Annotated in this window: 21 protein-coding genes and 1 tRNA gene; 4 read left to right on the plus strand and 18 right to left on the minus strand. The window is 66.5% G+C overall.

All coding sequences use genetic code 11. The features are described from left to right. Positions 1-5: 5 nt before the first annotated feature. The 5 genes from CV_RS14505 to CV_RS14525 form a co-directional block, all read right to left on the minus strand. Complete coding sequence (locus tag CV_RS14505) at positions 6-1,295, minus strand: mechanosensitive ion channel family protein (RefSeq protein WP_011136509.1); 1,290 nt, start codon at positions 1,293-1,295, stop codon at positions 6-8. A 39-nt stretch (positions 1,296-1,334) separates the two neighbouring features. Next, positions 1,335-2,027, minus strand: a complete 693-nt coding sequence (lolD, locus tag CV_RS14510; protein WP_011136510.1) for a lipoprotein-releasing ABC transporter ATP-binding protein LolD — start codon at positions 2,025-2,027, stop codon at positions 1,335-1,337. Beyond that, entirely contained in the window at positions 2,020-3,258 is a 1,239-nt protein-coding gene (locus CV_RS14515) for a lipoprotein-releasing ABC transporter permease subunit (RefSeq protein WP_011136511.1), read from the minus strand. Before CV_RS14515 ends, lolD begins: the two co-directional genes overlap by 8 nt. Before the next feature lie 12 nt (positions 3,259-3,270). Continuing rightward, a complete protein-coding gene (locus tag CV_RS14520) occupies positions 3,271-3,492 on the minus strand; it encodes a hypothetical protein (protein ID WP_043596384.1) in 222 nt (73 codons plus the stop codon). Between the two features lie 61 nt (positions 3,493-3,553). Further along, complete coding sequence (locus tag CV_RS14525; RefSeq protein WP_045050583.1) at positions 3,554-4,303, minus strand: C40 family peptidase; 750 nt, start codon at positions 4,301-4,303, stop codon at positions 3,554-3,556. 123 nt (positions 4,304-4,426) lie between these two features. Here CV_RS14525 and CV_RS14530 point away from each other — a divergent pair, with 123 nt between their 5' ends. Beyond that, positions 4,427-6,046, plus strand: a complete 1,620-nt coding sequence (locus tag CV_RS14530; protein WP_223938029.1) for an ABC1 kinase family protein — start codon at positions 4,427-4,429, stop codon at positions 6,044-6,046. 104 nt (positions 6,047-6,150) lie between these two features. Beyond that, positions 6,151-7,119 (plus strand): hypothetical protein, encoded by a 969-nt coding sequence (locus CV_RS14535; RefSeq protein ID WP_052278846.1) that lies wholly within the window; start codon positions 6,151-6,153, stop codon positions 7,117-7,119. 28 nt (positions 7,120-7,147) lie between these two features. On the opposite strand, the gene CV_RS14540 is transcribed toward CV_RS14535, so the two are convergent. Further along, the gene (locus CV_RS14540) at positions 7,148-7,939 is read right to left on the minus strand and encodes a cystine ABC transporter substrate-binding protein (protein ID WP_011136516.1); all 792 of its coding nucleotides are present in this window, start codon (positions 7,937-7,939) and stop codon (positions 7,148-7,150) included. Positions 7,940-8,194: 255 nt separating this feature from the next. Here CV_RS14540 and CV_RS14545 point away from each other — a divergent pair, with 255 nt between their 5' ends. Further along, complete coding sequence (locus CV_RS14545) at positions 8,195-8,548, plus strand: DUF2325 domain-containing protein (RefSeq protein WP_011136517.1); 354 nt, start codon at positions 8,195-8,197, stop codon at positions 8,546-8,548. 45 nt (positions 8,549-8,593) lie between these two features. On the opposite strand, the gene CV_RS14550 is transcribed toward CV_RS14545, so the two are convergent. From CV_RS14550 to hpnC, 9 genes are all read right to left on the minus strand, one after another. Further along, a complete protein-coding gene (locus tag CV_RS14550) occupies positions 8,594-9,499 on the minus strand; it encodes a hypothetical protein (RefSeq protein ID WP_011136518.1) in 906 nt (301 codons plus the stop codon). A 63-nt stretch (positions 9,500-9,562) separates the two neighbouring features. Further along, positions 9,563-9,760 (minus strand): zf-HC2 domain-containing protein, encoded by a 198-nt coding sequence (locus CV_RS14555; RefSeq protein WP_011136519.1) that lies wholly within the window; start codon positions 9,758-9,760, stop codon positions 9,563-9,565. Next, the gene (locus tag CV_RS14560) at positions 9,757-10,320 is read right to left on the minus strand and encodes a sigma-70 family RNA polymerase sigma factor (RefSeq protein WP_011136520.1); all 564 of its coding nucleotides are present in this window, start codon (positions 10,318-10,320) and stop codon (positions 9,757-9,759) included. The genes CV_RS14555 and CV_RS14560 overlap by 4 nt, the downstream gene beginning before the upstream one ends. Before the next feature lie 3 nt (positions 10,321-10,323). Next, the gene (radA, locus tag CV_RS14565; protein WP_011136521.1) at positions 10,324-11,685 is read right to left on the minus strand and encodes a DNA repair protein RadA; all 1,362 of its coding nucleotides are present in this window, start codon (positions 11,683-11,685) and stop codon (positions 10,324-10,326) included. A gap of 139 nt (positions 11,686-11,824) precedes the next feature. Continuing rightward, entirely contained in the window at positions 11,825-12,358 is a 534-nt protein-coding gene (locus CV_RS14570; protein WP_011136522.1) for a hypothetical protein, read from the minus strand. Positions 12,359-12,372: 14 nt separating this feature from the next. Next, positions 12,373-13,134 (minus strand): SDR family oxidoreductase, encoded by a 762-nt coding sequence (locus CV_RS14575; protein WP_011136523.1) that lies wholly within the window; start codon positions 13,132-13,134, stop codon positions 12,373-12,375. After that, entirely contained in the window at positions 13,131-14,402 is a 1,272-nt protein-coding gene (gene hpnE / locus CV_RS14580; RefSeq protein ID WP_043596389.1) for a hydroxysqualene dehydroxylase HpnE, read from the minus strand. The genes CV_RS14575 and hpnE overlap by 4 nt, the downstream gene beginning before the upstream one ends. After that, positions 14,399-15,244: a presqualene diphosphate synthase HpnD gene (gene hpnD, locus CV_RS24120; RefSeq protein WP_043596390.1), complete on the minus strand. Its 846-nt coding sequence runs from the start codon at positions 15,242-15,244 to the stop codon at positions 14,399-14,401. Before hpnD ends, hpnE begins: the two co-directional genes overlap by 4 nt. A gap of 70 nt (positions 15,245-15,314) precedes the next feature. Next, positions 15,315-16,127 (minus strand): squalene synthase HpnC, encoded by an 813-nt coding sequence (hpnC, locus tag CV_RS14590; RefSeq protein ID WP_011136526.1) that lies wholly within the window; start codon positions 16,125-16,127, stop codon positions 15,315-15,317. A gap of 205 nt (positions 16,128-16,332) precedes the next feature. Here hpnC and CV_RS14595 point away from each other — a divergent pair. Continuing rightward, positions 16,333-16,408 (plus strand) — tRNA-Ala (locus CV_RS14595). A 151-nt stretch (positions 16,409-16,559) separates the two neighbouring features. Here CV_RS14595 and CV_RS14600 read toward each other — a convergent pair. From CV_RS14600 to CV_RS14610, 3 genes are all read right to left on the minus strand, one after another. Continuing rightward, entirely contained in the window at positions 16,560-18,602 is a 2,043-nt protein-coding gene (locus tag CV_RS14600) for a restriction endonuclease Eco57I (protein ID WP_011136527.1), read from the minus strand. Between the two features lie 87 nt (positions 18,603-18,689). Beyond that, complete coding sequence (locus CV_RS14605; RefSeq protein ID WP_011136528.1) at positions 18,690-19,457, minus strand: amino acid ABC transporter ATP-binding protein; 768 nt, start codon at positions 19,455-19,457, stop codon at positions 18,690-18,692. Then, complete coding sequence (locus CV_RS14610) at positions 19,454-20,134, minus strand: amino acid ABC transporter permease (RefSeq protein WP_011136529.1); 681 nt, start codon at positions 20,132-20,134, stop codon at positions 19,454-19,456. The genes CV_RS14605 and CV_RS14610 overlap by 4 nt, the downstream gene beginning before the upstream one ends. Positions 20,135-20,143: the final 9 nt, after the last annotated feature.

The raw sequence follows: 20,143 nt of genomic DNA on the forward strand, positions 1-20,143 counted from the left end.
TCTCCTCAGCCCTGCTGCGCCGGCTTGTCGCCGACGATGCGCACTTCCCGCTGCGGGAACGGGATCTCGATATTGTGCTGCTTGAACAAGCGCCAGATGGCCAGGTTGATGTCCGACTTCAGGCCCATGAAGCCGTTTTCCGGATCCGCCACCCAGAAGCCCAGCTCCAGGTTGATGCCGCTGTCGGCGAACAGGGTGACGAAGGCGTTGGCGCCCGGATTCTTCAGCACGCGCGGATGGTCGGACGCCTGCTTGAGCAGGCTGAGCGCCAGGTCCAGGTCGGTGCCGTAGGCCACCTGCACCGGCAGGCTGGTCCACATATTGCGGTCGGAGTAGGACTGGTTGATCACCGTGTTGGAGATCAGGGCATCGTTAGGAATCAGCGCCTCGGTGCCGTCGGCGCCTTTCAGCACCACGTAGCGCGAGGTCATCTTGGTCACGTAGCCGACGCGGTTGTCCACCATCAGCCGGTCGCCGATGCGGATGGAATGGTCGAGCAGGATGATGAAGCCGGACACGAAGTTGCTGGCGATCTTCTGCAGGCCGAAGCCCAGGCCGATACCGACCGCGCCGCCGAACACCGACAGCACGGTCAAGTCTATTCCCACCACCGGCAGCGCGACCAGCACCGCGGCCACCACCAATCCGGTGCGCGTCAGCTTGGCGAACACGATGCGCAGATTGGAGTCCAGATGCTTCAGCTTCATGATGCGGGCTTCGATCAGGCGGCTGGCCCACAGCGCCACCACCACGATCACCGTCACCCACAGCAGGCCGTTGAGGATGGTCAGCAAGTCCAGCCTGGTCTTTCCGACGTGGAAGGAGATCGACTCCAGCCAGTCCATCACCGCCACGTCGAAGCCTATGGTCCAACTGACGAAGCCCAGCCACAAGGCCGTGGCCAGGAAGTGCTCGGAATGCCGTTCGAAACGGCTGTGCGGAAAAGCCTGGCGCACCACCGCCGTGCACAGACGGATCACCGCCAGCCAGAACAGCAGCGCGCTCAGGATGTGCAGCACCAGCATCGGCGCGTGCTCCAGCCGGCCCCAGGTAAAGCTGGCCAGCACCACCAGCACCTGGGCCGACACCGGCAGCACCAGCCGGAAGCCGGTATAGGGCAGGAACTGGTCGTAACGCTCCGGGTGATGGGCGAACCAGTAGCGGTACAGCCGGCGCGCCAGCGCATAGGCGGCGATCACGCACAGCAGGCCCAGCGCCAGCTCGATCAGACCGTTCTTGGTCTGCAGCGCGTCAAGCAGCGCGAAGAAATTCATTTCCTTGCGGATGAACAGCAATGTGCGACTCCTTGGTCAAAACGCGGCGCTCGGCCGTCGTCAGGCAGAAACGGTATCCGACACCGCCAGCCGGCCTTCGTTCAGGCGCAGCACCCGCTGGGTGCGGCCGGCCAGTTCCAGGTCGTGGGTGACGATGATCAGGCTGGTGCCCAGGGTGCGGTTCAGCTCCAGCATCAGCTCGAACACCTGGCTCGCGGTATGGGCGTCCAGATTGCCGGTGGGCTCGTCCGCCAGCAGGCAGGCCGGCTGCGTCACCAGCGCGCGGGCGATGGCGGCGCGCTGGCGCTCGCCGCCGGACAATTCGCCCGGCTTGTGCTCCAGGCGCTTGCCCAATCCCACCCGCTCCAGCATCTCGGCGGCGCGGCGGGCGGCCTCGCCCTTGTCCATGCGGCGGATCAGCAGCGGCATCATCACGTTTTCCAGCGCGGTGAATTCCGGCAGCAGGTGGTGGAACTGGTAGACGAAGCCCATGGACTCGTTGCGCAGCTTGCCGCGCTCGGTCTCGGACAGCTTGGACAGATCGCGCCCCAACACCTCCACCGTGCCGGCGGTCGGCGTATCCAGGCCGCCCAACAGGTGCAGCAGCGTGCTCTTGCCGGAGCCGGACGCGCCGACGATGGCCAGATGCTCGCCCTTGCCCACCTCCAGATCGACGCCGGACAGCACGTCCAGCGCCAGCTTGCCCTCCTGGTAGCGTTTGCCGAGCGAGCGGCAGCTCAATACCTTATTCATAGCGCAAGGCCTCCGCCGGTTGGGTGCGCGCGGCGCGCCAGCTCGGGTACAGCGTGGCGAACAAGGCCAGCAGCAGCGAAATGATAGTGATGGTGGAGACGTCGCCCCACTGCACGTCGGACGGCAGGTAGTCGATCATGTAGACGTCGCTGGACAGGATCTTGGTGCCGATGATGCGTTCGATCACCGGCACGATCACGTCCAGGTTCAGCGCGATGGCCACGCCGCTGGCCACGCCGGCCAGCGTGCCCAGCACCCCGGCCACCGAGCCCTGGATCACGAAGATCTTCATGATGCTGCCCGGCGACGCGCCCAGCGTGCGCAGGATGGCGATGTCGGCCTGCTTGTCGGTCACCACCATCACCAGCGTGGACACCAGGTTGAACGCCGCCACCGCGACGATCAGCGTCAGGATGATGGTCATCATCCGCTTTTCGATCTGCACCGCGCGGAAGTAATTGGCATTGGTGTCGGTCCAGTCGGTGACCAGCAGTTGCGGCAGCCGCGGCCGCAGCTCGGCCTTCAGCTGCGGCGCCAGCATCGGGTCGTCCAGGCGCAGCCGCACGCCGCTGACCGCGTCGCCCATGCGCTCCAGCACCTGGGCGTCGCGCAGGTTGACCATGGCCAGCGAGGCGTCGAACTCGAACATGTCCACCTTGAAGATGCCGACCACGGTGAACTGCTTGGAGCGCGGCACCATGCCGGCCGGCGTGATGTTGCCCTGCGGCGTCATCAGCGTCACCTTGTCGCCGACGCCGACGCCCAGCTGGCGCGCCAGCTCCACGCCCAGCGCCATGCCGAAGCCGCCGGGCTTCAGGTCTTCCAGCTTGCCGGCCACCATGTGGCGGCCGACGTCCACCACTTTGTTCTCCAGCGCGGGATCGATGCCGCGCACCAGGCCGCCGCGCACGTTGCCGTAGGCGACGAACAGGCCCTGGCTGCTGACGAAGGGCGCCGCCGCCTGCACGTGCGGCTGCTTGGCCAGCATCGCCTGCGCGTCTCGCCAGCCGGACAGGCGGCCGTCGTAGCCGCTGACTTCCAAGTGGGAGGCCACGCTGAGGATGCGGCCGCGGATTTCCTTCTGGAAACCGTTCATCACCGACAGCACGATGATCAGCGCGGCTACGCCCAGCGCGATGCCGACGATGGAAATCAGGGAGATGAAAGAGATGAATCCGTTGCGGCGCTTGGCGCGCAGATAGCGCAGCCCGATGAAGGCTTCAAATGGCATGTTCGGGTTTTCTCATTTGGAACGGTAGGGGTTTTCCAGGCTCTGCATCATCGCCACCAGGAAGTCGCGCACCTGCGTCTCCTCGCAGCCCATCAGCACCGCGTCCTCGAACGCGTCCTGGGCCAGCTGGGCGATTTCCTCCAGGTTCTCGCGCATCACCTTCAGCTTCTCGACGCAGGCGACGACGTTGCCCTCCGGGTCGCGCCATACCGGTATTTCGATTTTCAATGCCATATTCCTGTTCCTGAAAACGCGATGCCCGCGAAAAGCGGGCATCGTCGCGCGGCCGGACCGCTCAGTGCCGACCCTTTTTCTTCTTGCCGGCCGACTTGGCCGCCCTCTCCGCCTTGACGCCCTTCTTGCCCTTGGGCGCGGCCGCGGCCTTGCATTTCCTGCCCTTGCGGCACTTGGCCGCCTCCGGCGCCGCCGACGATTTGGCCGCGCTCTTCACGCTGACGTCATCCGAGGTATCGGCCGACTGCGCGGCAGTGCTACGATTGACCCTGCGCGCGCCATTGTAGCGCGCGGTCCAGTAGCTCTGCGACAGGTTCGACACCTCGATGTTCTTGCCCGTTCGCGGCGCGTGGATGAATTTGTTGTTGCCCATGTAGATGCCGACATGGGAGTAATTGAAGCCGCGGGTGTTGAAGAACACCAGGTCGCCCGGCATCAGTTCGCCGCGGCCGACCGACTTGCCGACGCGGGCCATCTCGGCCGCGGTGCGCGGCAGGTTCACCCGCAGCGATTTCTGGAACACGTAACGGATGAAGCCGCTGCAGTCCAGGCCGTCGTCCGGCGTGTTGCCGCCGAAGCGATAGGCGACGCCCAGCAGGCTCATCGCTTGCAAAAGCAGATCGCCCACCGCATCCTCTTGCGGAGCGGCGTACTTGGAGATGGGATCTTCCGATTTGTCCGCCGCCGAACTGTCGGCGGCGGCTTTCCCCTCGGTCGGGGCCTTGTCCGGTGTGGCCTTGTCTGGCGCGGCCTGGGCAAAAACCATGAAGCCCGCCAGCGCCAACGCTGATAAGCGGAGTTGCAATTTCATAGGCCGCACTCTATCGGACGGGGCCGGTAGTGTAAAGCCAAGCGGGACGGCGAAAAGCACATGATTCGGGAAACCTTGATTGCAATGCGGGACTTACCGCGGTTAAGAGAAATCAGCGGAATTTTGATCCGTCATGGACTGGGAGAGTTCGCCCAGCGGCTGAAATTGCCGCGCGCGATGGAAAAGGCCGGGGAGTGGCTGAACCTGTCGCTGCCGGAGGGCGAGTCCGGGCGGCCGACCGCGGTGCGGGTGAGGCTGGCCTTCGAGGAGCTGGGGCCCACCTTCATCAAGCTGGGCCAGATCCTGTCCACCCGGGTGGACGTGTTTCCGCCGGACTGGATAGACGAGTTCGAAAAGCTGCAGAACCGGGTGCCGCCGCTGCCGCCGGCGATGGTTCGAAAGATGATAGTCGATACGCTGGGCGCCGAGGCCGACCAGTTGTTCGCCGAGTTCGACATGCAGCCGATAGGCTCGGCCTCCATCGCCCAGGTGCATCGCGCCAGGTTGAAGGATGGCCGCGAGGTGGCGGTGAAGCTGCGTCGGCCGGGCATCGCCGACAAGGTGGAGGCCGATCTGCGCATCCTCGCCCACCTCGCCCACCTGCTGGAGCTGGAGTTCCCCGAACTGCGGCGCTACCAGCCGTCCGGCATCGCCGCGCAGTTCGCGCGCTCGTTGCGCCGCGAGCTGGACCTGGCCATCGAGGCGCGCAATATGGAGCGTTTCGCCAAGGACTTCGTCGACGACCCCTTCGTCATGGTGCCGCAAGTGCATTGGGAGTACACCAACGCCGCCGTCAATGTGCAGACCTTCGTCGACGGCGTGCCGGCCAGCGATCTGTCGCGGCTGAAGGACAGCGGCCTGGATCCGGTGCTGTTGGCCCAGCGCGGCGCGGACGCGGTGCTGAAGATGATACTGATCAACGGCTTCTTCCATGCCGACCCCCACCCCGGCAACGTGTTCTTCCTGGCCGAGCACCGCATCGCCTTCATCGATTTTGGCATGGTGGGGCGCATCAGTCACGCGCGGCGCGACGAGATCGTCGATCTGCTGTCGGCGGTGGCCGAGCGCAACGAGCACGGCATCATCGACGTGCTGGTCGAATGGACCGGCAGCGCGCCGGTGGACATGCAGAAATTCGCCGACGAGGTCGGCGAGTTCATGTTCCAGTACGAGCACCTGCCGCTGAAGGGGCTGAACATCAGCCAGCTGATCTCCGACATCATGGCGCTGATCCGCAACCACGGCATCGTGCTGCCGCCGGACATGGCCATGCTGTTCAAGGCGCTGGTGACGCTGGAGGGCCTGGGGCGGCAGCTGAACCCCGATTTCCAGCTGGTCGCCCACATCACCCCCTTCGTCAAGGAGCTGATCGTCGCCCGCTACCACCCGGCGGCGCTGCTCAAGCGCGGGCGGCAGACGCTGTCAGAGGGGCTGGAGATGATCACCGGCCTGCCGCGCGACTTGGTCCGCATCGGCCGCGACATGCGCCACGGCAAGTTCCGCGTCAACCTCGACCTGCAGCGGCTGGACAGCTTCGGCAAGCAGCTGGACCGCAGCAGCAACCGGCTGACCATGGGCATCGTCACCGGCTGCCTGATCATAGGCTCGTCCATCGTGATGACGGTGAACGCCGGACCCAAGCTGTTCGGCCTGCCCTTCTTCGGCTTCTTCGGCTTCATGCTGGCGCTGTTCAACAGCGTGTGGCTGGTCTGGTCGATCTGGCGCTCAGGCAAGGACTTATAACTGTCCGGGCAGGCTTTGGAACCATTGGCGATACGGAATACCGCGGCATCAAGTCGGGCGGAGGCGGGTCGATAGCGAGGAAGTACATCTTGAGGGACGCCGCCATGAAAATCGCTTCCGCCACCGTCAGCCTCGGCAGCCATTTCAGCCAGAGCCAATCCCTCAGCATCAAGCAGAGCGTCGTCGTGGAGCAGCCGCCTCAGGCCGCTCCCGCCGACGATGTTCAGTTGAGCAGCCAGGCGACGCAGTCCAGCCTGCTGGACCAGCTGGGCTCGGACAAAGACGCGGTCTACAGCCTGATCGCGGCGATACTGGAAAAAGCCTTCGGCATCCATTTCAAGCTGCAGCGCCTGTTCCCGCTCCATCCCGACGCCTCGCAAGCGCCCTCTTCCCCTTCGCAATCCGCCGTCAGCGCGCAGCAGCAGGTCGATTACCAGGAACAGCAGCAACTGAGCTTCTCCGCCAGCGGCCAGATCACCACCCAGGACGGCAAGCAGCTGCAATTCTCGCTGAACGTTCAATTGCAGAGCAGTTACCAATACCACAGCAGCCAGCGCTACTCGTCCGGCGGCAAAAAGAGCAGCGATCCGCTGATGGTCGATCTGGGCGGCGGCGCCGGCGGTCTGGACGGCGCCAGCGTCAGCTTCGACCTGCTGGGCAACGGCCAGTTGATGAGCCTGCCCTTCTCCAGCCAGGGCGGCTGGCTGGCGCTGGACAAGAACGGCGACGGCAAGATCAACGACGGCAGCGAACTGTTCGGCCCGCAGTCGGGCAACGGCTTCGCCGACCTGGCCAGGCTGGACGACAACCGCGACGGCGTGATCGACGAGCGCGACCCGGCCTTCGCCCAGCTCAGGATCTGGACCGGCCGCGGCGGAGACGGCAAGGACCAGCTGCGCTCGCTGCAGGATGTCGGCATCGGCGCCATCCTGCTGCCCAGCGTGGACGCGCCGCTGACGCTGCGCGCCCATTCAAGCGATGCCGACCCGCAGGCGCAGATGCGGCGCGCCGGCGTGTTCGTGAAGGAGGACGGGCAGGCCGGCATGATCAGCCAGCTGGACGTGTACGGCTGACAAAGCGGCCCTCGCTGCCGCAAGCCGGCTATTGCGGCCGGCTGACGATGTCGGCCTTGAACCATTTGCGCGACAGCGCCTGCAGCGTGCCGTCGCGCTGCAGGTGGCCTATCGCCCGGTTCACCTCCGCCAGCAGCCGCGGATTGCCCTTGCGCAACACCACGCAGGCGTCCTCGCGCGCCAGCACGCGGCCGGTCGGCACCAGTTCGCCCTGGCTCTTCAGCGCCAGGTTGAAAGCCGCCAGCCGGTTGATCACGATGGCGTCCACTTCGCCGCGGCGCAGGCCGTCGAACTTGGTCGGATCATCCTGGTAAAGGTGAATGTGGGCCTGAGGCGCGTTGTCTCGCAGCCATTGCTCGTAATTGGTGCCCGCGCTGACGCCGACATGGGCGCCGGCCAAATCCCTTGCGCCGCGAAAGCGCGTCAGATCCGGCTTGCGCACCACCAGCTGCAGGCCGGAATAGGTATAGGGAATGGAAAAATCGAAGCGTTTGCCGCGCGCGGGCGTCGCCACCACCTGGTTGATCACCGCATCCAGCCTGCCCGCCGCCAGGCTGTCCAGCATATGGTCCCACACCATGGTCTGAAAACGCGCCGTTACACCCATCTGGGCAGCCAGCGCCCGGCCGAAATCCACCTCGAAACCCTGCAGCTGCCCGCCCGCCAACTGGCTATAGGGCGGAAAGGTGCCCTCCAGGCCGATCAACAGCGCGCCATCCTTCCGGATGCGCGCCCACTCGTCGCCGCCCCCCTGCGCAGGAGCCAGCGACAACAGCATCACCACGCAAAGCGCCCATGCTTTCCGACCCGCCACGCTCATATCGCCTCCCCGCCCGCCCCACTGGCACTAAGGGCAAGATCATTCTTTACAAAATAGGCGATGCCGGCCCGGCAGCCAGCAAAAAACGCTGAAAACCCCTCAGCCTCAATGCCTTGAGCCATGGCTTCGCGCCTTGACTTCAATGCCGGGGAGCGGCGCAGCCAAGCGGGGGAAGAAAAAAACCTTGAAAAACACGATTGACTCTGCAAATGATAATTATTATCATTTTCAAAAACTCACACAGGAGCAAGCCCGATGAATGCCATGCTGGTTGGAGCCGACACCCTGGGCAACATCCCCGACGTGCTGCAGAACTACGGCATCACCATCCACCGCCACCTGAGCGGCCGCAACAGCTCGCACCAGCGCAAGGTGGACCGCCTGCCGGCGGGAACCGACCTGTTGATCCTGTTCACCGACTTCCTCGGCCACAACGTGATGCGCCATTTCCGCGAGCTGGCGGCGGAGCAGCAGATCCGCTTCATCGCCTGTCGGCGTTCGGTCTGCGCGCTCAAGCAATCGCTGACCGGCGCCGGCATGTGCGAGCAGCCTTGCGCCGCCTGCCCGCAACGCAGCGGCGGCGACAAGCCCGTCAAGCGCAAACGTTGAAGCGCCTGTTTCGGCAAGCTTTTCTCTAGCCTTACCTTTGCAATTTCACGAGCCGGCTCCCGCCGGCTCCTTTTTTGCCCGCCGCGCGCAGTCGTCGAACCACCGCTTCAGATCGGCATCGAATGATGCCGCCAGCGCCCGCGCGGCGGCATGGGCCTCTTCCGCCTCGGCCCGCCGATCCAGGCCGGATAGCGCCCTCGCCCGCTCCAGCAGCAGGAAGGCCCGGTCCACCTCCTCCTCGCCATTGTCCGCGATCAAGGCCAGACCGGCGTCGGCGGCCTGCAAGCCATCCCTCCAGCGCTCGAAACGATTGGCCGCCAGCGCCAGCAGGTATTCCGCGCGTTCGCGGTTGACCCAGCTTCCCGCCCGTTCCCACAGCAGCCTGGCGATCCGCGCGCCCCGCAGCAGCGTTTCTTCGCACAGCGGGTCGCGGATATCCAGCTCGTCCTTTTCCAGCAGCGCCGACACGATGTTGTTGACCAGCGCCGCCAGCGCGGCGTTCGGCTCGCCGGCCTCCTCCAGCTCCAGCCCGGCCTGCAGCACGGCGAATTCGGACAAGGCATCCCGCAGCGGCGCCGCGCCCAGGGCGCCCTGCAGCACGCCCAAGCGGATCGCCAGGCGAACGCCGTCCGCGCTCGAGCCGCAGGCCAGGCTTTGGCGCTCCAGCCGCCAGGCCGCCAGCGCGTCGCCGGCCAGCGTGGCGGCCACCGCGCAGTGGCGCAGCTGCGCCGGATTGGCGCCGGCCTCCGGCAACGCCTTCAGCAAGGACCAGGCGCGGCGCCAGTCTCCGCGCTTTTCTCCCAGCAGATGGTTGGCCAGCCAGGCTGCCCGGGAACGTTCCGCGGCGGAAAGCCCTGGCGCGGCGAGCAAGGCGGGCAACTGCTCGATCGCAGCGTCGGGATCATCGTCATGGGTGCGCATCAGCGCATCAAGGATGGCGGCAGCAGACATGAAAAAGGCCTTTCGAACAGGAAAGGCCCAGTGTCGCCAGCGGCGATGAAAATGTCAAAGGCATCAATCTCCGGCAGCTTCGTCCTCGCCCCGGCCCGCCCGGCGCGCGGCGTTTCTCAGCGCGCCGAGCTGCAGGGAGAATTGGCGGCAGTTGCCGCACAGGAAAAGGTGCATGCGCAGCTTCAGATGCTCCATCGCGCTCAAAGGGCGGTCCAGGCCGGCGGAAATCAGCCGGCTGGCCGCGCGGCAACTCAACCTCATCGCTCGTCCTCCCGGCTCCAGCGCGTCGAAAAACACTCGCGCAAGCTCATGCGCGCGCGGTACAGCAATACAGAACAGTTGGTCGCGGTGATCTCCAGATTGTTACAGATGTCGGCGATCTCCATCCCCATCACCTCGCGCATCGCGAACACCATCGCGGTGCGTCGCGGCATCACCTTGGAGCACTCCTCGAACACCTGCCAGAACTGCTTGGACACCAGCTGCGACTCCGGCCCGCTCCAGGCGCGCACCGGCTCCCGCCAATGGCCGTCCTGCGTGAACAGGCCGTCGAAATCGCCGTCGTCGCATTCCTCGTCCAGCGATTCGAACAGTTTCTCCTTGCCCTTGCGGCGCAAGGCGTCGATCAACTTGAAACGCAAGATCGACGTCAGCCAGGTGCGCAGCGTGGACTTGCCGGAAAAACCGTCCCGCGCCTCCAGCGCCGCCAGCAGCGTCTCCTGCACTGCCTCCTCGGCGGCGTCGCGCTCGCGCAGCTGGGCCAGCGCGTAGCGCAGCAGATAAGGACGTTCTTGTTCTATCGCCTGCGGATCGACCGTCATGCGCTACTCCCTGCAGTATTCCACCGCCTGATCCAGGCGGTCCACGGCCAAGACCTTCAGGCCCTCGATTTCCTGCCGCGGCTTGTTGGCGGTGGGCACGATGGCGCGGGTGAAGCCCAGCTTGGCCGCCTCCTTCAAGCGTTCCTGGCCGCGCGTCACCGGCCGCACCTCGCCGGCCAGGCCCACCTCGCCGAACACCACCAGCTTTTCCGGCAGCGCCTTGTTGCGCAGCGACGAAACCATGGCCAGGATGATGGCGAGGTCGGCGGCCGGCTCGTTGATCTTGACGCCGCCCACCGCGTTGAGGAACACGTCCTGGTCGAAACAGGCGACGCCGCCGTGGCGGTGCAGCACCGCCAGCAGCATGGACAGACGGTTCTGCTCCAGGCCGACGGTGAGACGCTTGGGCTGGAAGCCGTGGCAGTCGTCGACCAAGGCCTGGATTTCCACCAGCAGCGGCCGCGTGCCTTCCTGCGTCACCAGCACGCAGGAGCCGGCGACGTCGTCGCGATACGAGGAAAGGAAGATGGCCGACGGATTGGACACGCCCTTCAGGCCGCGGTCGGTCATCGCGAACACGCCCAGCTCGTTGACCGCGCCGAAGCGGTTCTTGATCGCGCGTATCATCCGGTAGCTGGAGTGGGAGTCGCCCTCGAAATACAGCACGGTGTCCACCATGTGCTCCAGCACGCGCGGACCGGCCAGCGAACCTTCCTTGGTCACATGGCCGACCAGCAACACGGTGATGCCGCTCTGCTTGGCCATCCGCGTCAGCTGCGCCGCGCACTCGCGCACCTGCGACACCGAGCCCGGCGCCGACGTCACCTGCTCGGTGTAAAGCGTCTGGATCGAGTCGATCACCACCACTTCCGGCTGCTCTCGCTTCAGCGTTTCCAGAATGTTCTCGATGCAGATCTCGGCCAGCAGATCGACGCTGCTGGTATCCAGCGCCAGTCGCGAGGCGCGCAAGGCGATCTGCTGCGCCGATTCCTCGCCGGAAACGTAGAGCACCTTGCGGCTGCGGCCGATCTGAGACAAGGCCTGCAGCAGCAGCGTGGACTTGCCGATGCCCGGGTCGCCGCCGATCAGCACCACCGCGCCGCGCACGATGCCGCCGCCCAGCACGCGGTCCAGTTCGTCGATGCCGGACGGATCGCGCGGGGTTTCCTCGGTCTGCACCTCGGACAGTTTCTGCACCTTGGTGACGTTGGCCGCCCAGGACTGGAAGCGGGGACTGGCGGCGGCCGGCGCGGCCACCGCCTCCACCAGCGTGTTCCAGGCGCTGCAGTGCGGGCACTGGCCCTGCCACTTGGGCGACTGTCCGCCGCACTCGGTGCAGCTGAATACGGTTTTGTTCTTGGCCATCGGAGAAAAATCAGGGGGTACCAAAGGCGGAAGGATAGCAGGACGGCGCGAAACCGGCAGTCAAAAAACGCCTTGGCGCCGGCTCCGCGCCCGGCCGCGGAGGACAGCGGCCTCTACCGGGAAGGCGCTCGACGGGCTTTCAGCCCGGATTGCGCCCCGGATCGGACTTGTTCAGTTCCTTGATGATGTTGAGCAGTCGCTTCTGGTCCTCGGCCGGCGCCGACGACGCGCTCTTGGCGGAATGGCCGCTGCGAATCGCGCGCATCACGGCCGCTACCTGCGGATCGCTCTTGGCGGCGCGGTCGGCCTCCTCGCTGCTCATCAGGTCCGGCAGGCCGGTCTGTCCGGCCGACGAAGTGGAGCCGCTGGCGGGATGCTTGCCGGCCACCGCCGGCGTCGTGCCGGAGGCCGGCTGCGCCGCGACTTCCGGCAACGGCTCCATCGTTTCCAGCTTGTTTTTGGCCATGTATTCGTTCATCTCGCGCCAGCCGGCGTAGATGAAGGCCTTGTCGGCATTCGGATTGCGCTGGTAACACTCTTCCAGCGAGCGGCCGGTCTGGCGGCAGGCGGCGCCTATCGCCTTGTCCGAATCCTTGCTCAGGCCGGTCACGCTGTTCACGTAGTTGCAGCCGCCCAGCAGCAGCGCGCAGGCCAACAGCAGCAGTCTCTTCATGCCCTCTCCCCGTTTCAGCCGCGCGGTTTGCGCAAGTCCAGCTCCACCACTTCCCCGCTGCGGCCGCGGCTGTCCGCGCCCAGCCAGTACAGGAAATGCGGCATCAGGTCGGCCAGATCGGCGCGCTCGCTCTTGTCCTCGCCCGGATGGGTGCGGTTGCGCTGCGGCGAATTGACCGGCCCCGGCAACAGCAGGTTGACGCGCAGACTGGGCAACATCTCCCATTCGTCGGCCGCCACCTTGGTCAGGTACGGCAAGCCGGCGTTGGAAGCGCCGAAACCGCCCCAGTAGGCGGCCGGATGCAGGGCATGGTGCTCGCCGACGAACAACACCGACGCGTCCGGCGCCTCCTTCAGCAGCGGCAGGCAGGCGCGGGTCAGCGCGAACGGCGCCACGGTGTTGATCCGATACTGGTTCATCCACTCTTCTATGGTCTGGTTGGTCAACGGCGACAATGCATAGAAATGCGAGGCGCAGTGCGCGATGCCGTCCAGGCGCCCGAACTCGCGCTGGATGGTCAGCGCCAGCTGGTTGAACTCGTTCTCGCCCGCGTTCAGCAGGTCAAGCGGCACCGCCGCCGGCTCCGGCCCGCCGGCCGCCACGATTTCATCGTAGACCTTCTCCAGCCCCTTGACGCTGCGCGAGAGCAGCACCACGGTGGCGCCGTGGCGGGCGAAAGTCAGCGCGGCTTCGCGTCCTATGCCCTGCGAGGCGCCGGTGATCAGGATCACGCGCCCTGCCAGCGCGTCTTGGGCAAATTCGGTCTTCATCGTCATGGTTCTATTCCTAAGTCCTGCAATGCGGCCGCCGCCGCGGCCACGCCGCTGCGCGCCGCTCCTTCGAGCGTCGCCGGGTAATCGGGATGCGCCCAATCTCCGGCCAGATAGATTCCTCGCCGCGCCGTTCTCGCCCCCGGCCTCTCCAGGCCGACCTCGCTGGCGAACGTCGCCCGCTTTTCCACGATCACGCGGCTGTGCGCGGGCGCGGGCAGATGCGGCGCCAGCCTGCGCGCGTCGGCCAACGCCCTGGCCACCAGTTCCTCCGCGCCGGGCAACTCCGCCGGCGCGCTCAGCACCGCCGCCACCAGGCCGGACTCGCCGGCCAGCGCCTCGCGGTCGAATAGCCAATCCATGCCGCCGCCGCTGACGCCCAGCATCGGCGCGGGCAGCCGCGGCGAAACGCCAAAGCGCAGGTAGACGGTGGCGATCGGCCAGTAACGGTAGGCAGCCAGCGCGGCGCGCAAGGCCGGATCGTCCAACAGTTCCGCCGCATGGTAGGGCGCGGCGGCGCATATCACCGCATCATACCTCTCATCGTCCACTTGCGGCCTGTCTGCAGTCGAAGTGATCGTCCTCGCCCGGCAACCTGCGCGCAAATCAGCGCCTTTCCCCTCCAGCCAGCGCCAGGCCGGCTCGGGAAACAGCGCGGACAGTCCCGCCGCCGGCAGCAGCAGGTCGCTGGCCTCGCGCCGCGCGCCTAGGCTGTCGCGCAAGGCAGCGGCCAGCACCCGCATCGACGCGCGCTCAGGCGGCGTATTCAACGCCGACAGCACCATCGGCCGCCAAAAGTCGTCCCTCAGCCTGCGGCTCTGCCCCTGCTCCTCAAGCCATGCCTCCACGCTGCGGTCGGCCGCCAGCCTGTAGCCGTCGCGCCGCAAACGGCCCAGCGCGCGCGCCAGCAGCCATTTGTCGCGCCAGCCCAGTCCGCGCGCCGCCAGCAAACCGGCCGCCAGATGCAACGGCGCCGGCAGCCGGGGGCAATCCAGGCTCAAACCGCCTTCCCGCCGCCATTGCAGCGGCCTGCGCAGCAACAGGCGATCTGGATCGGCGCCGACTGTCCGCATCAAGCGCAGGCATTCTGCATAAGCGCCGAGCAGGATGTGCTGACCATTGTCAAATCTGTCGTCTCCGCGGCCGCTGCAGCGCGCGCGGCCGCCCGGCTCGCGACCGGCCTCATAGACGGTGACATCGGCATGGCCGGCCAGTTCCACCGCCGCGGCGAGCCCGGCCCAGCCGGCGCCCACCACCGCCACCCTGGGCTTCACGGCTTGTAGCCGAAGGTCCAGGTTTTCCAGGCCAGCCACAGCTTGCGCACCGGGGTCAGCGACAGGCGCTGGTTCAGCACCTTGGCCGGGCCGTCCAGGCTGATCTCTTCCAGCGTGGCGCGGTAGATCGCCGCCATCAACAGGCCCGGTCGCTGCGACTTGCGGTCGGCCGCCGGCAGCAGTTCCCATGCTTTGCGGTAATGCTGGTGCGCGCGCTCGATCTGGAAAGCCATCAAGGCCTTGAAAGCCTCGCTCTCCTCGTAGTGGAGGATGTCCATCGCCGGGCAGTTGAAACGCTGCAGCTCTTCCATCGGCAGGTAGATGCGGTCGCGACGCGCGTCTTCGCCGACGTCGCGGATGATGTTGGTCAGTTGGAAGGCGATGCCCAGCTCGTGCGCGTACTCCAGCGTGCGCTCGTCGCTGTAGCCGAAAATGCGCGCCGCCAGCTTGCCCACCACGCCCGCCACCCGGTGGCAGTACAGCAGCAGGTCCTGGAAACGCTGGTAGCGGACCATGCTGAGATCCATCTCCATGCCGTCGACAATCTCTTCCAGTTCGGATTGCGGGAGCTGGAATGCTTCGAGATGCGGCAGCAGCGCGCGCATCACCGGATGGTCGGCCTCGCCGCGATAGGCGCGCTGCACCTGGCCGCGCCACCAGGCCAGCTTGGCCTGGGCCACGTTCAGGTCATGGCATTCGTCCACCGCGTCGTCCACCTCGCGGCAAAACGCATACAACGCGGTGATCGCCCGACGCCGTTCTTCCGGCAGGAAACGGAAGCTGTAATAGAAACTGGAGCCGCTGGCCGCGGCCTTGTCTTCGCAATACTGATCGGGCGTCACGCGCCTCTCCCCCACTGTCGGCCGATCCGTCTCCGGACCGGCTGCATTCCGTTTTCGGCGCCGCGCCGGCTCACTTGGCCCGGCACGCCCGCCACATCATGTAGATCCAATCGCGGCCGCCCAGCACCGGCCGCCGCGTGAACACGTCGCCGTCCGCGGCGTGCAGCTTGCTCAGAATGCGCTCTCCGCCCATCACGATCAGCCGCAACTCCAGCCCCAGCCGGCCCCGCAACGTTTTGCCCAGCGGCGCGCCGGCCTGCAGCATCTTGCGCGCCCGCTCCACCTGGAACAGCATCAACGCGCGCCACTTGGCGTCGAAGCGGCCGGCGGCGATCTGCGCCTCGTCGACGCCGAAGCGCGCCAGATCCTCCTGCGGCAGGTAGACCCGGCCCTTGCGCCAGTCCAGCGCCACATCCTGCCAGAAATTGATCAGCTGCAAGGCGGTGCAGATGCCGTCCGCCTGCGCCAGGCTGCGCGGATCGGTTTCGCCGTACAGCGCCAGCATCAGCCTGCCCACCGGATTGGCGGAACGGCGGCAGTAGTCGACCAGCTCGCCAAAGCTCTGGTAGCGCGTCTTGACCACATCCTGGCGGAAAGCGGACAACAAGTCGCGCATAGGCTGCAGCGGCAACGCATGCTCTGCGACGGCCGCCGCAAGCGGGGCCATCAGCGCGATTCGCGTCGGCTCGCCGGCCGCGATGCGGTCCAGGTCCGCCTCTATGCGGTCCAGCTCGGCCAAGCGCTCGGCCGGCGCCGCGTCGCCCTCGTCGGCCACGTCGTCCGCGTAGCGGGCGAAACGGTAGATGGCGTGCACCGCGCGCCGCATCCTGCGCGGCAGCAGCAGCGAGCCTACCGGGAAATTCTCGTAGTGGCCGACCGACATCGGCGTCCTCCTGGGTATCCGGGCCGCCGATTATACCCGACGCCCCGTTACAGCGTCCTTCTCGCTGACAATGCCATGCCCGGATGTCCTGAACCATGCCGCCGGCGCCGCCGCGGCAATTTTCACTTTTTCTCCCGCAAGGTATTTACAAGCCGGAAGGACACGCATAGAATGCGCAGCACTGTGAACGCAGCGACGGACCAACGGGGGTATAGCTCAGCTGGGAGAGCGCTTGCATGGCATGCAAGAGGTCAGCGGTTCGATCCCGCTTACCTCCACCAACCGACTGCTTCACGATGAAACCAGCCCGCGCACGCGGGCTTTTTTCATTGCCACCGCCCGCCCCGCGACGAAGCCGCCAAAGCATTCGTCGCCGCCAGCCAGCGCCCATCCGCGCAAAAAAAAGCCGGCCCCAGCCGGCTTTTCCACCCATCAGGACCGACTCAGCCACAAGCCGCCCAAAGACGCGCCGTCGCCCCCGCCCTTGGCCGCCTCGGCCAGTCTGGCCTCGTACGCTTCCCTCACCTCGGTCGGCACGCCCCTGACCGGCTTGGCCGACTCGGCCAGACGCTCGCGCAACGCGCCGCCCAGCGCATCGGCGAATGCTTCGCGCGCGGCCCCGTCCGCCACCGCCTCGGCCTGACGCGACAAGTCCTCCGGCAGCCGCAAACGCGCGAGCCTGGCCTGAAAGGCCGGCAAGCTTTCGCGCGTCAAACGCTCCAACATCGGCAGCAGCTCTCTTTTCAGCATATCCTCCGCCACCTGCTCGACAAATCGCTGGCCATCCAGGCGCCGCAAGGCGATCGACTCCTGAATGAAACCCGAAGCATCGCGCTCGGCCAAATCGGGATGCCGCATGGCAAGACCCGCCCGGAGCATGGTGCGGTTGTCGCTGGTGAAATTGTTCTCGCCATTGCCGACATAAGCCGGCATCAGGCCGGACAAGGCGGCGGAAGCCGCCTTCACCGTGCCCAGCTGCGGCGACACCACCACGGAAGCCACTTCGGCGCCCACCTGGTTTTCCACTTCCCGCACGACGCTGCGGGTGCCTTCCTTGATGAAATAATCGCGCGCGGCGAGGAAATCCCTTACCTGGCTGCGCAGCACATCCCAATCCGCGCGCGCGCCGCCCTCCGGCCGCATCGCCATCAGCCCGGCCTCGATTTCCGCCGCGGACGCGCCTGCCAGCAGCATATTCGACAGCGCCTCGCCCCCAGCCTCAGGCAAGCGATCCAACTGGCCCAGTATGCGTTCGGCGGCATGATCCAGATAGGTGTGCTGCACCCTGCCCGCCAGTTGCGCCACCGCGGCGCCGACGACAACCAGGCCGCCATCGCTGTTCGCGCCACGGCTCTGCAGGCCGAGCACGGTGCGGAAAGGCTGGTCGCTGTAAACCTGGTCATAATCGTAAACCGGCTCCAACTGGGCTGCGATTTCGCCCAGCATGGCGCCGGCGCTGCCCGGCTTGTTGATGTCCTGGCCCAGCGCGTAGACGTAGTAGTCGGCCTGCAAGCTGTGCGCGGCCTGCGATGCGCCGCCGCCCGGCGCGGTATAGCTCAGGCCCACCCCGCCGGCCTCCGTCGGCGAGATCTCCAAGGCATCCACTTTATGCAGCGCGCTTTTAGCCAACTCCGGCGCGAATTTCAGCTGATTGCCATCCAGCAGCACAGGCGCGGTGGTTCGCACAAACCACGCCACCTTGGCGCCGAGCTCGCCCGCGCGCTCCACGGCGTCAATGCCGGCATTGGGCCCATGGACCACCACGATTTTTCCGGCGAAGCGGGACGGATCCGCGTCGCTGGCGCGCATGAACTCGTCCAGATCCATCACCTTGCCGCGCAAGGCCTCCGGCTGGGACAGGCGGATATTGCCCAGGCGCTTTTCCGCCTCGGTTTGCGGCGCGGCCCGGTTCCAGATGCTGGTATGCGGGCCCGCGCCGGCGCCCAGCACCACCTGGCGGCTGTCCAGCACCCTGCCGTCGTCCAGCGTCAGGCGGAAGCAGCCGTCGTCAAGACGGCGGATATCTTTCACCTGAGCCTCCAGGCGCTCGGCGCCCAGCGATTCCAGTCTGCCGATCTGCCGGCCATTGCCGGCGGCGAATTCGCCCCGGTCCGCATAGCCGGGATCGTAGGCCGGCGCGCGCTCGCCCCACTGCCCGATGATTTCGTTTTGATGATTGATGTAGCCCTGGCCGCGCACCGACGGCGACCACGCGTCCTCAACGCCGATGACGCTGACCTTGCCCAGCAGCGGCTGGTCGGCTCCGACGCCTTCAAAGCGGCCCGCCATTTCATTGGCGAGATAGGCGATGCTGCTGCCCGCGCCGATGAAGGTCACCTCGCGCAAGCGGTGCGGATCCAGCCCGGAGCCGGCATCCCCCACTTTTCCGCTTTCAGCCGCGCCTTGCGCGCGGCCCGATTCCTGCGCCGAGCCGACCGGACCGGCCGGCAGATGCAGTCTGTGCCCGATGAGCATTTTCTTCTCCCAGTGTTGATACGGTCGTTTTACCGACCGGACCCGCCGGGCAATATAAAAATTTGCTCATCCAATACCGTCAACGGCTCAGATCTGCACCAGATCCCTGGCCCCGGCCGTCAACGTGGACACGTACTCCGCCGTGCGCGCCTCGCGCGGCGCGCCGAAGATCTGCGCGGCGCTGCCGGCCTCCACCACGCGGCCCTGCTCCAGGAACACCACGTCGCGGGCGACGCTGGAGGCCAGCCGCAGGTCGTGCGTGGCCATCAGCATGGTGACGCCGTCGGCGGCCAGCTGGCGCAACACCGCCACCACCTCGGCCGCCAGCTCCGGATCCAGCGCCGAGGTCGGCTCGTCGCACAGCAAGAGCTGGGGCGACGGCGCCAGCGCTCGGGCGATGGCCACCCGCTGCTGCTGGCCGCCGGACAGCGTGGACGGCCAGGCGTCCGCCTTGTGCGCCATGCCCACCTTGTCCAGCAGTTCTCGCGCCCGCGCCTCAGCCTTGGCCCGTGGCCAGCGCTGCACGGTCAGCAGCCCTTCCATCACGTTCTGCAACACGGTCTGGTGCGGAAACAGCTGGAAGCTTTGGAACACCATGCCGGTGACGCGGCGCACGCGCAGGATGGCGTCGCGGGACAGCTTCCTGCCAGGCTCGAACCGCAGCGTTTCGCCAGCGAGCTGCAGCTCGCCGCCGTCCGGGGTCTCCAGCAGGTTCGCGCAGCGCAGCAGCGTGCTCTTGCCGCTGCCGGACGGACCAATCAGCGCGGTGACGCCGCCCTCGGCCAGCGCCAGGCTGACGTCATGCAGCACTTCCTGCCCGCCGAAGGATTTGACGATATGGCTCAGCTTGATCACGACGCAGCCCCCACCGGCGCCACATGCCGGTCAAAACGTTTTTCCAGCCGCTCCTGCAGCCAGGTCAATACAGTGCTCAACAACAGATAGATCAGCGCGGTCTCCAGATACAGCAGCAGCGGCTCGTACGTGGTGGCCGCGATGCGCTGCGCCGCCTGGAACATTTCCGGCACCGTCAGCACCGCCGCCAGCGAGGTGTCCTTCACCAGCGAGATGAAGGAGTTGGCCAGCGGCGGCACCGCCACCCTGCCCGCCTGCGGCAGGATGGTGCGGCGCATCGCCTGCGACCAGCTCATGCCCAGCGAATACGCCGCCTCCCACTGCGCCCTGGGCACCGACGAGATCGCCGCCCGTATCACTTCCGAGGTGTAGGCGCCGACGCTGAGCACGAAGCCGAGCAGCGCCGCCGGGAACGGATCGAACACGATGCCGACCCGCGGCAAGCCGTAGAAGATCACGAACAGCTGCACCAACAGCGGCGTGCCGCGCACCAGCCAGGAGTAGCCGCGCACCAGCAGCACCAGCGGGCGCGGCCCGAACAGCCGGATCAAGGCCACCAGCAAACCCAGCGCCAGGCCGCCGGCGAAGGACAGCAGCGTCAACGGCACGGTGAACACCAGGCCGGCATATAAAAGAGATGGCAGCGAATCTGCCATCAACTGCAACCACGGAGGCATTGCCGCTCC

The sequence above is a fragment of the Chromobacterium violaceum ATCC 12472 genome (assembly GCF_000007705.1).
GTDB classification, from domain to species: Bacteria; Pseudomonadota; Gammaproteobacteria; order Burkholderiales; family Chromobacteriaceae; genus Chromobacterium; species Chromobacterium violaceum.